Genomic DNA, 15,315 nt, shown 5'->3' on the forward strand with positions numbered 1-15,315 from the left:
GGACAGGCGGCGAGCTTGGGGGAAACCTTGCGAAACACACTGAATGGCGCCGAAGCAATGGTGCGCTCCCTTGAGGCGCATGGCGTACGGCATATCTTCGGTCTTTGCGGCGACACGACGTTGCCGTTCTATGATGCCATGCACAATCTCGACCACAATATCACCCACGTCTTGACGCGGGACGAGCGCAGCGCGACCTACATGGCAGATGCCTATGCGCGCGTGACCGGACGTGTCGGCGTGTGCGAAGGACCTTCCGGCGGTGGCGCAACCTACATCCTGCCAGGATTGATCGAGGCAAACGAGAGTTCCTACGCCGTCTTGTCGATCACGACCGATATTTCAGTTGCGTCTTACGGAAAGTATCCCCTGACCGAGGTTGATCAGGAAGCATTGATGCGGCCGCTTACCAAGTTCAACACGGTCATCAGGCGCGCGGATCATATTCCGCGCATGGTGCGCCAGGCGTTCAGGGCAATGACGACTGGCCGTTCGGGTTCCTCGCATCTCGGACTGCCCTACGACATTCAATACGATCCGGTTCCGGTCGACGATATATGGGGCGATCCCAAACACCAGACCTTTCCCGCCTATCGGGTAGCTCCAGGACCGGGTTCTGTCGGAGCTGCCGTCGAAGCGGTTCTGACGGCAAAGTCACCTTTGATCGTGTGCGGTGGCGGCGTTGTCATTTCCGGTGCCATGGAAGACCTGAACCGGTTGGCAAGCCGGCTGGATCTGGCGGTGGCATCATCGGTATCGGGCAAGGGATCCTTGGCGGATACACATCCCCTGTCCCTTGGGGTCGTCGGTTCGAATGGTGGCACTGACGAAACCTGGGAGATGATGGAAGCCGCAGACCTTGTCGTCTTCATGGGGTGCCGGGCCGGTTCAACCACGACGTCGCGCTGGGAAGCTCCCAAGCCCGGTCAGCGGATCGTGCATTTCGACAGCGATCCGATGACCATCGGCGCGAATTACCCGACAGAAGTAGGCGTGGTCGGTGATCTGAAACTGGCTCTGGCCGAAGCCAATGCGTATCTCGACACACGTGACGGAGATCTGCCGTCTTTCGGCGGGGCGGCGAAGGTTGCCGATATCAAGGAACGCAAATTCGCCCGGTTCCAGGCATTGGTTCAAAACGATGCCGAGTTGATCGTCCCCGAACAGATCATTGACACATTGAACAAAAACCTTCCAGATGACGCCATCGTGGTTTCGGATCCTGGAACAAGCTGCCCCTATTACAATGCCTATTCGCAGCAGAAACATCCCGGACGTCAGTATATCACCAACCGTGCACACGGCGCGTTGGGTTACTCGCTTTCGGCTGCAATCGGGGCCTGGTACGGCCGCCCCGGCAGCAAGGTCGTGGCCATGATGGGAGATGGGTCCTTTGCCTTTGCCTGTGGTGAACTCGAAACCGTCGTACGCGCCAACGCGCCGATCACCTATATCGTCTTTTCCAATTCGGCCTTCGGCTGGATCAAGGCGAGCCAGTACGCCGACTGCGAAAAGCGCTATTACAATGTCGACTTCAACCGCACCAACCAGGCGGCAGTCGCCGCGGCTTTCGGACTGAAAACCTGGAAAGTGGAAAAGACGGACGATCTGGACCGGGTCATGAAGGAAGCCTTCGCCCATGACGGACCGACACTGATCGACGTCATCTGTCAACCTCTGGAAGAAGCTGCTGCCCCGGTGCGGCGCTGGATGGGCTGATGCGATGAGCGGGGCGGCGTCTACACATGTCGTGGTCATCGGCGCAGGTGTCGTCGGCGTCTCCACCGCGATCTGGCTGCGTCGGGCCGGAATAGATGTAACGGTCGTGGACCGCGTTGAGCCGGGAACCTCCGCGTCGACATCTTATGGCAATGCCGGCGTGCTTGCGGCGTGTTCTGTTGCGCCTGTCACAGCGCCCGGCATGATTGCCAAAAGCCCGAAAATGTTGCTGGACCCGGAATTTCCGTTGTTCCTGCGCTGGTCCTATCTGCCGAAACTGACGCCATGGCTGCTGAAGTATCTCTCCCACGCCAATGATAAGGATACGCGCCGGATTTCAGAAAGTCTTGCGCCGATCCTCTACGATTCCCCTTCCCAGCACGAAGCGCTGGCCAAGGGAACCGAAGCGAAAGAATGGCTGGTCAATTCCGACTACAGCTTCGTTTATCCTTCACGCGAGGCTTTTGAAGCAGACAGGTATACCTGGATGCTCCGCCGCACGTCGGGCTTCGAGCCGGAACTGCTTGAAGGGCAGGCAGTTCAGGAATTCGAGCCGAACCTTTCGCCGGACATGAAGCTGCTGGCAGTCATGCATGACCACGGTTATGTCCGCGATCCTGGAAAGTACATTCTGGCACTTTCGCAAGAGGCGAAGAAACTGGGTGCGAAATTTGTTCAGGCTGAGGTGAAGGATTTTGTGCTCACGGATGGCCGGGTGAGCAAGGTTGTGACATCGGGTGAAGATCTGGACTGCACGCAGGTCGTCCTGGCGACCGGGGTCTGGTCAGGCGGGCTTGCCAAGAAACTCGGCCTTGCAGTGCCGCTGGAGTCCGAACGCGGTTACCATATCGTGTTCCGGTCTGCTGAAAACGGTCCGGGAACGCCCATGATGATAACCACCGGCAAGTTTGTCGCAACACCCATGAAAGCGGGGTTGCGCTGCGCCGGTATCGTCGAATTTGGTGGTCTCGAGGCTTCGGCCTCAAAGGCGCCTCTTGAGTTTCTGCGCAGGAAAGTTGCGCAGACTTTTCCGAAATTGACGTTCGAAAAGGAAGAGAGTTGGCTCGGTCACCGTCCGGCTCCTTCCGACAGCTTGCCACTGATCGGAGAAATCGGGGCATCCGGCGTCTTTGCTGGTTTTGGACATCATCACATCGGCCTCACGGCCGGGCCCAAGACCGGGCGAATTCTGGCAGGTCTCATATCCGGGGATCGCCAGAACATCGACCTGTCTGCCTATAACCCGCAGCGGTTCTAGGCAGACGACACAAGAGCAGCGTGTCCCGCAGACGTGGGGCATGAGGGGACAAAAACGAGGAGGTTTTCCATGTCCGGAATGACGAAAATTCTTATGGCCAGTGTCGCCGTTTCCGTGCTTGCAGCTGGTGCTGCATCCGCTGAATCCTGGGATATGCCCATGGCCTATGCGGCGACCAACTTCCATTCTGCAACTGGTGAAAAGTTTGCCGAATGCGTAACGCTCGGCACCGGTGGCGCTCTTGAAATCAAGACACACCCGGGCGGCTCCCTCTATTCGGGTGCCGAAATCAAGCGTGCGATCCAGACGGGACAGGTCCCGATCGGTGAACGACTGCTGTCGGGTCACCAGAACGAAAACCCGCTCTTCGGTTTCGACAGCGTGCCGTTCCTGGCAACGTCATTTGAAGATTCCGAAAAGCTCTGGGAAGTTGCCAAGGAGCCGCTGACGGAAATCCTGGCCGAGCAGAACTTGCATCTGCTCTATTCTGTGCCGTGGCCGGCACAGGGTCTGTACTTCGACCGTGAGGTGAATTCCCTTGAAGACGTCAAGGGACTGAAGTTCCGGACCTACAACAACGCCAGTGCCAGGATGGCCGAACTCGCCGGCATGCAGCCGGTGCAGATCGAGGCAGCCGAAATCAGCCAGGCCTTCGCCACGGGCGTCGCACAAGGTATGGTGTCTTCCGGGTCCACCGGTTATGACCGCAAGATCTGGGAAAGCCTGTCGCACTACTATTCGGCGGATGCCTGGTTGCCGCGCAACTACGTCATGGTCAACATGGACAGCTGGAACAGCCTGGACGACAACACCAAGAACGTGATCAACGGCTGTGCGGCCATGGCGGAATATGCCGGTGACTGGCGCTCCATCCAGTACAACGAGTTCACCGTGAACGAATTGGGCAAGAACGGCATGACCACGGGCCGCGTGAGCGACACGATGGCCGGGGAATTGCGGGCCATCGGTGAGACCATGACCGGAGAATGGCTTGAGACCGCAGGCGACCAGGGCAAGGCCATCGTCGATGCATTCAAGGCGAAACAATAGTCTACCCGCATGACAACGTCTGCCCGGCGGCTTCCGCCGGGCACATATGCTTTTGAAGGGGGACGGCGGTGGCTATTTTCAAGCTTTTGCGCACCAGTCTTGATGCGCTTTACAAATTCGCTGGATATCTGGGGGCAGTTTTCCTGATTCTGATCCTCTTTTTTGTGGCCTCGCAAATGGTTGCAAGATGGGGTGGCGGGATCATTACCGGCGCGCCCGATTTTACCGGCTACTGTATGGCGGCGGCATCCTTCCTTGCCCTGCCTTACGCGCTGAACAGCGGCAGCCACATTCGCGTCAGCCTGCTGCTGACGGCGCTGGGGCGCTACCGCAAATACGGCGAGATCTGGTGCTGGGCTATTGCAAGCTACCTGACCTATCTGTTCGCGCACTATGCCATCAAGTTCACGTATGAAAGCTACCGCTTCAATGAAATCAGCCAGGGGCACGATGCCTGGCCGATCTGGATACCGCAGATGTCCATGGCCATCGGAACGGTGCTTCTCGCAGTCTGCGCATTCGACAATCTCGTGACAACGCTGTTTACCGGTCGGGACAATATCCATGCCCCCGGCTCGAAGCCGCAGGGGGATTAACACATGGAAGAGATCTACCTCGTTCTCATATTCCTGTTCGTTCTGTTCCTGCTTCTCGGGACTGGCGTGTGGGTTGGGCTTGCGCTTTTCGGCGTTGCCTATCTTGGACTTGAAATGTTCACTTCGCGCCCGGCGGGCGATGCGATGTTGACGCGGATCTGGACCGGTTCGTCCAGTTGGACCCTGACCGCCCTGCCGCTTTTCATCTGGATGGGCGAGATCCTGTTTCGAAGTCGATTATCGCAGGACATGTTCCGTGGCCTCAGTCCGTGGATGCAGCGCCTCCCGGGTGGTCTTGTCCATGTCAATATCGTCGGCTGTACGATTTTCGCGGCAGTGTCCGGTTCGTCCGCCGCCACCTTGACTACCGTCGGCAAGATGTCGATCCCCGAACTCAGGAAGCGCGGCTATCCCGAGTACATGACGATCGGAACGTTGACCGGTGCCGCGACGCTTGGCCTCATGATTCCTCCGTCGCTGACGCTGATTGTCTATGGTGTTGCCGTTGAGCAGTCGATCTCAAAGCTGTTCATGGCCGGTATTCTGCCGGGCATCGTGCTTGCGGGCATGTTCATGGCCTATGTTGCCGGCTGGTCTTTTCTCCGGCCGGGTGAAGTGCCGAAGATTGCCAATCGCATGAGTTTTTCCGAGAAACTGCGCGAAAGCCGGTTTCTGATCCCGATCATCCTGCTTATCCTTGTTGTCATCGGGTCCATGTACGGGGGGTGGGCAACGGCGACCGAAGCGGCCTCCATCGGCGTGATCGGGGCATTCATCCTGGCGGCAGTTCAAGGATCGCTCACCAGGCAAACCTTTATCGAAAGCTTGCTTGGAGCAACCAGAACGTCGGCAATGATTGCGCTGATCCTGATGGGGGCGACTGCCCTGACGCTGGCGATGGGGTTCACGGGATTGCCGCGTGCGCTGGCGGAATTCATCGAGAGCCTGCAGCTCTCACAATTCTCGCTGCTGATGGCGCTCATGCTGTTCTACATCCTGCTTGGCATGTTTCTCGACGGGATTTCGTCGGTCGTGCTGACCATGGCGATCGTTCAGGAAATGGTTCTTGGCGCAGGGATCGACCTGATCTGGTTCGGGATCTTCATTGTGATCGTGGTCGAAATGGCGCAGATCACGCCACCGATCGGTTTTAACCTGTTTGTCATGCAGGGAATCACCCATCACGAAATGGGCTACATCGCCAAGACAGCAATCCCTCTGTTTCTGATCATGGTGCTCATGGTCTTCGTGATGATTTTCTTCCCCGAGTTGGCCACCTTCCTGCCGGAAAACATGCGCGGTCCGCGAGGATGACAATTGCCGGAGGCGGTCGAGCGCCGCCTCCGGCCCCTACAGGAATACCCTTCAAGAGGATTACGCCATGGCAACGGTCAAGATCATCGCAGCCGTCGATTTGCACCACAGGGAGGCGGATGCCTGTGTGGTCCGCGAGGCGATCATGCTGGCACAGAGCCATGAGGCCGCCGTCGAGCTTGTCTTTGTGATACCGGACCAGCAGAACACGTATGTGCAGGCCTACATTCCCGAGGACATGCGCAATCAGGTCGAAGTTGACGCGCGCAAGGACCTTGAGGCCTATGCGGGTGAGTTCGACTGGAACGGCGTTTCATGCACCACGGAAGTCCTGCGTGGTGTCGTCTATGAGAAACTGATCGAGCATGCGGATGAACGGTCTGCACGTTTCATCGTCATCGGTGCAAGTCGCCCGACGGTCAAGGATCTGTTCATCGGACCGAATGCCGCGAGGGTGTCGCGCTTTGCATCATGTTGTGTGCTGGTTGTCCGGCCTGAATAACCCTGTTCCCACGGATCACTTCCCAATCTGCTCGGAGTTTCGCGTGAGCGACCACAAAATCGAACAAATCCGGGTTCACCGGATCAACATTCCAGCCAAGGCCGTCCATTCGCATGGCAGTGGTGATGTTGCCGGCATTCACGTTGCGATCCTGGAAATGACCACCGACACCGGCATCACCGGTTGGGGCGAAGCCTCGCCTTGGCCGGTTTTCACCGGCACGGCGGAAGGTTGCGCTGCAGCTTTGCATGTTCATCTGCGGCCTCATCTGATCGGCCGCGATCCTGTTCAGGTTGAAAAGCACATGTCCATGGCCGACAAGATCGTTGTCGGGCATCCGGAAGCCAAGGCTGCGCTCGAAATGGCGCTGCTCGACATCACCGGACAGATTGCGGGTCTTTCGGTCTGCGAACTCGTCGGCGGCAGGATGCGCGATGACATGGGCATGAGCTTTTCCATTGCCAATCCGGACTTTGACAAGGATCTGGAAGACGTTGCCGCGATGTGGGCGGACGGGGTCAGGATCTTCAAGTTCAAGACAGGTTTCGCCGACCATCGCTTCGATCTCATGCGGCTTGAGAAAATGCGGGAGATCTACGGCGAGGAAGCCGATATTCGTATCGACTACAATCAGGGCCTTGCGGCCTATGATGCCGTCAGACGCGTGCGCGATCTGGAAGTTTTCCGCCCGACCTTCGTCGAACAGCCGGTCAAGATGCACGAGCGTGAGGTGATGGCGCATATAACCCAAGTGATCGATGCGCCGATCATGGCCGACGAAAGCGTTTTCGATCCGCGGGGCGCGCTCTATGCGGCCAACATCCGGATGGCCGACATCTTCTCGCTCAAGATCATGAAGTCTGGCGGCATCCGCCGGGCACTCGAAGTCGCGGCCATTGCGCGTGCAGCAGGGATCGAGGTCTATGGCGGTTGCATGTTCGAGACCGGTCTTGCCCATGCCGCCGGAACACACCTGATGGCGGCGGTGCCGGACCTGATCCTGCAATGCGAATTCTACATGTCGACCTACTACGCACAGGACGACATTCTGACAGAACCTTTCCCGGTCAGAAACGGCCGGGTGCATGTTCCCGAAGGGGCAGGTCTCGGGGTCAGGGTAGATCCGGAAAAGCTTGCGAAATACGCGGTGGCGGATCCACTCAACTAGCGTCACAGGGCGTATGCACAAACGTCCTGGAAAACGGTCGGCCTGATCCCGCCAAATTTCCTTGTGAGGGTCTTCTCAGCCTGTCGAGCCCGCCCACGCCTGGTAGTCGAGTTCCGCGGCCTCGATAGCCTTTCCATTCACCAGGCGTCTCAAGAAGGCGATGCTGACGGCCCGTGAACGGCTGTTGTAAATTGCGGCTCCATCCGGATCACGGTCCGTTTCCTGATCGACACCAAGTTTTTCGTAGAGCGACTGCAACCGGCTTTGCACGCTGCGCAGGGAAATTCCCCGCCTCCGGGAGATCGCCCTGTCGGTCAGGCCCAGAGCGATGTCGATCAGGACTTCATACTCGGAATCCGTGAGCCCCTGCAGGCGGTCGTCTGCCCGTTGCTGGACACCTCGAACGGTTCTGTCGATGATACATTGTTCTTCGACGAACACGCCCTGCATGGCAAGTTTCAGACGATCTTCGGAAGCCGATTTCAGGATGTAACCGTATGACGCGCCCGGCGGCACAATCCGCGAAATCCCCCGTACATATGCCTCATCTGCGTAGTTCGACCAGAACAGAATGCGCGTTTCGGGCTCCTGTCGCCAGATCGCCCGGGCTGCCTCGACGCCGGTCCGGTTCGGCATTTGCAGATCCATAACGATCGCATCCGGGCGATGTTCGATTGCAAGTGCGATACCTTCATCGCCATTCCGGGCTTCCTTGAGATCGGTTACGTCGGGCAGTTCCCGTTCGACGACTTCACGCAAAAAGGAACGGTGAAGGACGTCGTCCTCAACTATCAAGATACGCATTGTTTCGTTCTGGTTCGGTGATGGGGCATTTTGTGAGATTGGTGACTGGCATCATTACGCGCACGCACGTTCCCGATGATTTCTCTGCCGGTTCGATGCTGAATTCCGCAGATATTAATGTGGCGCGCGTCCGCATATTCTCGATGCCGCCCAGATGATCGGTATCATCGCTCACCAGACCAAGGCCATTGTCGGTGATCGAGAGACAGAGGTACCCGTCAGCCTGTGACAGACAGACGCTGATCCTGGATGCGTCGGCGTGCTTGATGGCGTTGTTGACCGCTTCCTGGGTTATACGAAAAAGCGCGATCTGCAGCGTTTCCTGAAGAGAGTTGCCGGTCCCGCCTGTTTCGTCCGAGAACTTCACGGTAATCGGGCGCGCTTGAGAGGCGATCGCCCTTTCGAGCAGCGCCTCGATGCCTTCTTCGAAGCCGAACAGTTTCAGAACGCTCGGCCGCGCATCCTCGATGATGCTTCTGAGTTCCTGAAGGCATCCTTCAAGACGGTCGGTCAGGGAGTTCAGGGCCTCGCCGGGAATTTTTGGTGACTGCCGCAATCGGCGCAATTCGTGATTGAGGCGCGTCAGGTCGGCCAGCGTCTGGTCGTGCAGATCCATGCCGATTCGTTGGCGTTCCTGCTCCAGCGCTTCGGTCAGACGCAGCGCGCCAGCCCTCAGTCCCTCGGCATGAGCGTGAATTTCCGCCTGCCGAATGGCGGCCTTGCGGGCACGCTCTCCCTGGTTCAAGGCGTGGATATACGATGACAGAAGGTCCGCGACATACTGGGCAATCGTCACATGGCTGTCCTCGTAGATGCCGCGGGCGTGACAGGAATAGGAAAGCGCTCCGATCACCTTGCCTTCCACCTGGAGCGGGACATGCAACCGGCTGCGCAGGCGGGCATCGAAGATGGGATCGCTGAAGGCGCCGTCGAAATGAAAGCGTTCGTCAAGTTGGGCATCAGCCGTAAGAATGAATTCTTCCTCTCCCCGCAGGATGCTGCGGATAGGGCTGAAGGAGACCGGCACGGGTTCCGGTGCTTCGCCCCAACCCGTGTGTAGGCGGGCTTCGTAGGCAACATGCATGTCCCTCTCACCCGTCAGGATGCACACATCGATATGGTCATGCGGAAGAAAGAAACCGACTTCCTCGGAAACCTTCTGGATAAGGGACTGAAAGTCCAGTTGTCCGGCCACTGCTCTCGATATCAGCAGAAACCGCTGCAGCATGGCTTCGGCGCTAATGGCACTTGCTCCGGTTTTTGTGCTTTCGTCAGTCAAGGATACCGGTCTCCGGTTCGTATCTCCCGCGCCATTCCCGCCAAGTCGCCGTTGAAACCTGCAATCAATGATGCGGGTTCCCGCAAGACTCTTGTCGAAACTACAGCATACATTCTGCGAGCCGCATGGAAAGCTCTTCGGACAGGAAACGAATTGGCTCCGGATCAGGTTCTTGAAACCGGGGTTGAAGAGGGAGCGATTGGCCATTGCATGAGGGGATCGAAATTGCGTGCGACCGGATGCGGGATCTCGTCATTCCCATTTGCCGCCTTGAACGCCTTTTCGACGCCTGCCTCTGGGCGGAAGGACCGGCTTACATGGCCGGGGCAGATTGTGTGGTCTGGTCGGACATACCCAACAACCGCATCCTGCAATGGGTTGAAGGTCTTGGAACACGTACTTTCGAAAATGTTTCCAACTTTGCAAACGGAAACACGATTGACAGGGAAGGCCGTCTGGTCAGTTGCGAACATCAGGCGCGGGCGGTCACGCGCCGGGAGCACGACGGATCTCGAACGGTTCTGGCAACTCATTTTGACGGCAAAAGGCTGAACTCGCCGAACGATGTTGTCGTGAAATCGGATGGCTCGATCTGGTTCACCGACCCCACCTACGGCATCCTTACGGATTATGAAGGCGAGCGCGCCGAGCCGGAGCAGGATGGGTGCTATGTTTACAGGCTCCAGCCGGAGACTGGCGAAGTCGAAGCGGTCGTTCGCAGCATGGTCAAGCCGAACGGGCTTGCATTTTCGTCGGACGAACGAAGACTCTATGTCTCCGACACCGGCGTGTCTCATCAGACCAGCGGGCCCCATCACATCATGGCATTCGACCTGGACGCAACCGGACACCCGGAAAAAGAAAAGGTGTTCGCGGAGATTTCGCCCGGTGTCCCCGACGGCTTCAGGCTCGACGAATTCGGCAACGTCTGGTCAAGTTCGGGCAACGGTGTTCAGGTCTTTTCGCCCGATGGAGACTATCTGGGCCGGGTTGCAGTGCCCGAAGCCGTTTCCAACCTGACATTCGGCGGGTCCAGGAACAATCGCCTTTTCATTACCGCAACGACTTCGCTTTACGCCATTTACGTCGGCGTAAGAGGTTTAACCAGGAGAAAGGCTCTCTGAAACTCCGATGTAAGTTACTGATGACTGGGAGGAAATCATGAAAATACGCCAATCACTTCTATTTGCTACTGCTGCGCTTGCCCTGACGACGGCTGGCATGCAGCCATCTTTTGCCGATACCGCGGACAAGCGGATCGCACTTTCGAACAACTACGCAGGAAACAGCTGGCGCCAGGCTATGCTCAATTCCTGGGGCAAGAACGCGGACCAGGCGGTCAAGGACGGTGTTGTCGCTGCAGGCGATGCCTTCACGACGGCTGAAAACCAGGCCACGGAACAGGCGGCGCAAATCCAGAACCTGATCCTTCAGGGCTATGATGCCATTGTTATCAATGCGGCGTCACCCACCGCCCTCAACGGCGCCGTCAAGGAAGCTTGCGATGCCGGTATCGTTGTCGTCTCCTTCGACGGTGTCGTTACGGAACCTTGCGCCTGGCGCATCGCGGTCAACTTCAAGAAGATGGGAGAGATTCAGGTCGACTATCTGTCCGGGCGCCTGCCCGATGGTGGAGACCTTCTGGAAATCCGGGGTCTTGCCGGTGTCTTCGTTGACGACGAAATTCATTCCGGTATCGAGGCTGGCGTCGCAAATCACGACAAGTTCAAGATCGCAGGTTCGGTTCACGGAGAATGGACGCAGACCGTTGCCCAGAAGGCAGTCGCCGGTATTCTGCCGAGCATGCCGGAGATCGTTGCCGTCGTGACGCAGGGCGGTGATGGCTATGGTGCAGCCCAGGCATTTGCAGCTGCGGGAAGACCGACACCGATCATCATCATGGGCAATCGCCACGATGAACTCACCTGGTGGAAGGAACAGAAAGACGCCAACGGTTACGAAACCATGTCTGTTTCGATCGCGCCGGGTGTGTCGACATTGGCCTTCTGGGTTGCACAGCAGATCCTGGACGGACAGGATGTGCCGAAAGATCTGATCGTGCCATTCCTGCAGATCGATCAGGCGGATCTTGAAGACGGGTTGGCCAACACGGAACCCGGTGGCGTGTCCAACGTCGAATACTCGCTTGATGATGCCAAGGCATATCTTGAGAGCGTGAACTGAAGTACGCCTGTGCCGTCCGTTGGAATTCCGGAGGAGCAATGACGACGGAAACTGCAAGCCCTTTGATCTCTCTTGGGGGAATTCAGAAGGTATTCGGGGCGGTACAGGCCCTGAGCGGCGTGGATCTTCAAATCCATGCCGGGGAATGCCTGGGACTTGTCGGCCACAATGGTGCCGGCAAGTCTACCTTGATGAATATTCTCGCCGGGACACTCGAAGCGAGTGAAGGCAGCCTGACGATTGCAGGCACCGGCCTCGGCAAGGGTTACCTGGTACAGGACGCCGGGAGACTGGGCGTCCGCTGTGTCTTCCAGGAATTGTCGCTGTGCCCGAATCTGACTGTTGCCGAGAACACGCGGATCATTCATCCCGTTCTGAAAGGTTTCGGGTGGCGCAAGCGTGCCGGCCTCCTGATCATGAAACAGCTCGACCAGGTGTTCCCCGGTCATGGTGTGTCCGCATCAGATGTCATCGGGGATCTCTCGATCTCGAAACGCCAGATGGTCGAGATCGCCCGGGCTTTCACCGTCACCGACAGGGACATTCGTCTTGTCATTCTGGATGAGCCAACTTCCTCGCTGGATTCGCGGGTTGCGGACCAGCTTCTCAACTATGTGAACCAGGTCACTGGTCAGGGTGTCAGTGTTATTCTCATATCCCACCTGCTTGGCGAAATCCTGCAGGTTTCGGATCGGATTGCAGTCATGAAGGACGGTCGTGTCGTCGCCTGCAGAAACGCCGCGGATTTCGATCGCGTCAGCCTGGTGGAAGCTATGGGCAGTACCGTGGTCGCAGGAGCAGCACCGCGCCGAGGTGAGGAAAACAGTGCAACGATCGGTGAAGAACGTATCCATATGCGTCCATCGGGACAGCCCGATGACCAGAGCATTCGCGCGCAAGCCGGTGAAGTTGTCGGTTTTGCGGGTCTTGCCGGTCAGGGGCAGACAGAGGCCCTGCTTTCCGTATTCGAAGGACATGGCGTTCTGCCGTCGGGAGCCAGGGGCGCGGGATGCTGTTTCATTGCCGGAGACAGGCAGGTGGATGGAGTCCTGCCGCTCTGGTCCATCCGCAAGAATATCGGAATTTCCTCACTTGGGAGGATGCGGTCCGGCATGCTGATTCAAAGTGAACGCGAGCTTGAGCTTGCCGAGGCCTGGAAGGAACGGATCGGCATTCGCGCACCTGACGTGGAAGCGCCGATCCTGTCCTTGTCGGGTGGAAACCAGCAAAAGGTGCTGTTTGCCCGGGCGCTTGGATCGGCTGCCGAAATCGTGCTGATGGACGACCCGATGCGTGGCGTCGACGTCGGCACAAAGAACGAGGTCTACACCATCATCCGGCAGGAAGCGTCACAGGGACGGACGTTCCTTTGGTACACAACCGAAATGGAAGAGCTGGACTACTGTGACCGTGTCTATGTTTTCAGGGACGGGATCGTCAGTGAAACGCTCACCGGCAGCGACATCACGGAGGAGAATGTTTTGCAGGCGTCCTTCAAGCAGGTGAGCGGAGCAGCATGAACGGTCTTCGTTTTTTCGCCTCTGCCCGATTTTGGCGAGGCGCATTGCCCGCGCTGTCTCTGACCTTCGTGCTCGTCGGCGTATTCTGGTTGCAGCCGCGCGCCATGAGCTATTTCGGCCTGAATCTTCTGTTCAATCTGGCTGTCCCGATCGCGCTTGCAACGATCGCCCAGATGTTCGTGATAGCGGTTAATGACCTTGATCTTTCGATCGGCAGTTTCGTCTCGCTTGTGGCCTGCATCGGAGCAACCTGGCTGCGAGACACACCGCTACTCGGAATTGCTGCCCTGTTGGGATGCGTTGCCGTTTATGCCGCCCTTGGGGCGCTGATCTACATCAGGCAACTTCCCAGCATTGTGGTCACACTGGGAATGTCGTTCGTCTGGTCCGGCTGTGCTGTTCTCCTGCTGCCAACTCCCGGCGGAAGTGCCCCGGACTGGATCAGGACGCTTGTTTCCTACAAGCCGTCTTATGTTCCCATGCCACTCCTGGCAGCGGTTGCTCTCGGTCTGGTCGTTCACTTCGGGCTGATGCGTACATCCTGGGGGGTGCTTATGCGCGGGGTCGGTGGAAACGAGAAGGCGATCACGCGCGCAGGCTGGTCCGTCCTGAAACTCAAGATGGTGATGTATGCGCTCACCGCAGTCTTCGGCATCCTGGCAGGTCTGACCCTCGTCGGGCTGGCAACGTCTGCCGATGCAAACATCGCACTCCGCTATACGCTTCTGTCGATCGCGGGTGTCATTCTCGGCGGCGGTGAATTTGTCGGAGGTCGGATCTCTCCAGTGGGCGCGGTTCTTGGCGCAATGACGCTCACATTGACCGCATCCTTCCTGTCGTTCCTGCGCATTTCACCTGACTGGCAGATAGGCGCTCAAGGAGCAGTCCTGATCATCGTTCTGGCACTGCGCGCGATCGTCAACCGGTTGGAGGCGCGTCGATGAGATCGATTGAAACCTTCATGCGACACCATCCCTGGAGCTGGTCCTTCGTTGCCGCGTTTTTGACCTGGGCTGCAACGGCAGCATATATCAGCGGGACAGGCGGACTGGCACTCGCCTCGACAGCATTGTCCTTTTCGACATTCTTCGTGATGGTCGGCATCGGGCAGATGTTCGTCATCACATTGGGTCCCGGCAATGTCGACCTGTCGATTCCGTCGACAATCACGCTGTCGGCCGTGGTGTCCATGATGGTGATGGACGGCTCCAATGCCATGATCGTGCCGGGTTTCCTCGCTGCGATCCTGGTCGGGACACTGGTCGGTCTCTTCAATTACGGCCTGATCCGGGTGCTCAGCATTCCGCCGATTATCGCGACCATGTCCTCAAGCTTTCTGGTTCAGTCGAGCGCCATTGCGCTGGGACGTGGTGTAAAGATCAAACCGCCTGCAGCGCTCGAATGGGTCGCGACGGCAAAACTCACAGGCGTGCCCGTCCTGTCGCTGGGTGTGATCGCCCTGGCGGTGTGCATGGCCATTCTCCTGAACCGTACCGTCTACGGTCGATCCGTGACGGCATTTGGACAGAACACGCGCGCCGCAGGTCTCGCCGGCGTTCCCATTGAACGTATCCGCTACCTGACCTATTCACTGTCCGCTGTTCTGGCGGCCATTTGCGGTGTTTTCCTGGCCGGGTTCTCCGGCGGCTCTTCGCTGAACATGGGGGAAGAGTATCTGCTCGCCTCCATCGCGGTCGTGGTGATCGGCGGGTCTTCGATTGCCGGAGGCAATTCCAATGTTCCCGGGATCTTCGGCTCGGCACTGTTCCTGTTTCTGCTCGTTGCCATGTTGAACACCTTTGGAGCAGCAGCAGGCCTCCGCCTGATCCTGACCGGGCTGATCATCGTTGGTGTTGTCACCTTCGCCGGTGGCCGCGCGGAAAACCGTTAGCTCCGGTTTTCAGAATTTTTCGCAAGGCTT

The 15,315-nt window shown here is 58.0% G+C and carries 14 protein-coding genes; 12 read left to right on the forward strand and 2 right to left on the reverse strand.

Going from position 1 to position 15,315, the window contains the following annotated elements; genetic code table 11:
• Nucleotides 1–27: 27 nt before the first annotated feature.
• The 7 genes from ACO6TI_RS07340 (at nt 28) to ACO6TI_RS07370 (ending at nt 7,607) form a co-directional block, all read left to right on the forward strand.
• Nucleotides 28–1,719, forward strand: a complete 1,692-nt coding sequence (locus ACO6TI_RS07340) for a thiamine pyrophosphate-binding protein (protein ID WP_422384651.1) — start codon at nt 28–30, stop codon at nt 1,717–1,719.
• 4 nt (nt 1,720–1,723) lie between these two features.
• Complete coding sequence (locus ACO6TI_RS07345) at nt 1,724–2,977, forward strand: NAD(P)/FAD-dependent oxidoreductase (protein ID WP_422384652.1); 1,254 nt, start codon at nt 1,724–1,726, stop codon at nt 2,975–2,977.
• 69 nt (nt 2,978–3,046) lie between these two features.
• Nucleotides 3,047–4,027, forward strand: coding sequence for a TRAP transporter substrate-binding protein (locus ACO6TI_RS07350; protein ID WP_209013690.1), 981 nt, complete (start codon nt 3,047–3,049; stop codon nt 4,025–4,027).
• Between the two features lie 68 nt (nt 4,028–4,095).
• Nucleotides 4,096–4,623 (forward strand): TRAP transporter small permease, encoded by a 528-nt coding sequence (locus tag ACO6TI_RS07355; RefSeq protein WP_055391547.1) that lies wholly within the window; start codon nt 4,096–4,098, stop codon nt 4,621–4,623.
• A 3-nt stretch (nt 4,624–4,626) separates the two neighbouring features.
• Complete coding sequence (locus tag ACO6TI_RS07360; protein WP_055391546.1) at nt 4,627–5,937, forward strand: TRAP transporter large permease; 1,311 nt, start codon at nt 4,627–4,629, stop codon at nt 5,935–5,937.
• A 67-nt stretch (nt 5,938–6,004) separates the two neighbouring features.
• Nucleotides 6,005–6,439, forward strand: coding sequence for a universal stress protein (locus tag ACO6TI_RS07365; RefSeq protein ID WP_104704375.1), 435 nt, complete (start codon nt 6,005–6,007; stop codon nt 6,437–6,439).
• 43 nt (nt 6,440–6,482) lie between these two features.
• A complete protein-coding gene (locus ACO6TI_RS07370; RefSeq protein WP_282045226.1) occupies nt 6,483–7,607 on the forward strand; it encodes an enolase C-terminal domain-like protein in 1,125 nt (374 codons plus the stop codon).
• A 75-nt stretch (nt 7,608–7,682) separates the two neighbouring features.
• Here ACO6TI_RS07370 and ACO6TI_RS07375 read toward each other — a convergent pair whose 3' ends face one another.
• Both ACO6TI_RS07375 and ACO6TI_RS07380 read right to left on the reverse strand, forming a co-directional pair.
• Entirely contained in the window at nt 7,683–8,411 is a 729-nt protein-coding gene (locus ACO6TI_RS07375; RefSeq protein WP_055391579.1) for a response regulator transcription factor, read from the reverse strand.
• A complete protein-coding gene (locus tag ACO6TI_RS07380; RefSeq protein ID WP_196896683.1) occupies nt 8,392–9,690 on the reverse strand; it encodes a GAF domain-containing sensor histidine kinase in 1,299 nt (432 codons plus the stop codon). The genes ACO6TI_RS07375 and ACO6TI_RS07380 overlap by 20 nt, the downstream gene beginning before the upstream one ends.
• Before the next feature lie 239 nt (nt 9,691–9,929).
• On the opposite strand from ACO6TI_RS07380, the gene ACO6TI_RS07385 reads away from it, so the two are divergent.
• The 5 genes from ACO6TI_RS07385 to ACO6TI_RS07405 are packed head-to-tail and all read left to right on the forward strand — an operon-like array spanning nt 9,930 to nt 15,285.
• Complete coding sequence (locus tag ACO6TI_RS07385; RefSeq protein WP_422385301.1) at nt 9,930–10,814, forward strand: SMP-30/gluconolactonase/LRE family protein; 885 nt, start codon at nt 9,930–9,932, stop codon at nt 10,812–10,814.
• A 37-nt stretch (nt 10,815–10,851) separates the two neighbouring features.
• Nucleotides 10,852–11,874: an ABC transporter substrate-binding protein gene (locus ACO6TI_RS07390; protein WP_055391542.1), complete on the forward strand. Its 1,023-nt coding sequence runs from the start codon at nt 10,852–10,854 to the stop codon at nt 11,872–11,874.
• A gap of 38 nt (nt 11,875–11,912) precedes the next feature.
• Nucleotides 11,913–13,394, forward strand: a complete 1,482-nt coding sequence (locus ACO6TI_RS07395; protein ID WP_422384653.1) for a sugar ABC transporter ATP-binding protein — start codon at nt 11,913–11,915, stop codon at nt 13,392–13,394.
• Nucleotides 13,391–14,338: an ABC transporter permease gene (locus ACO6TI_RS07400; protein ID WP_029063478.1), complete on the forward strand. Its 948-nt coding sequence runs from the start codon at nt 13,391–13,393 to the stop codon at nt 14,336–14,338. The genes ACO6TI_RS07395 and ACO6TI_RS07400 overlap by 4 nt, the downstream gene beginning before the upstream one ends.
• Nucleotides 14,335–15,285, forward strand: coding sequence for an ABC transporter permease (locus ACO6TI_RS07405; protein ID WP_055391540.1), 951 nt, complete (start codon nt 14,335–14,337; stop codon nt 15,283–15,285). The genes ACO6TI_RS07400 and ACO6TI_RS07405 overlap by 4 nt, the downstream gene beginning before the upstream one ends.
• Nucleotides 15,286–15,315: the final 30 nt, after the last annotated feature.

It is taken from the genome of Roseibium album, from assembly GCF_965233825.1.
In the GTDB taxonomy this organism is placed as follows: Bacteria; Pseudomonadota; Alphaproteobacteria; order Rhizobiales; family Stappiaceae; genus Roseibium; species Roseibium album.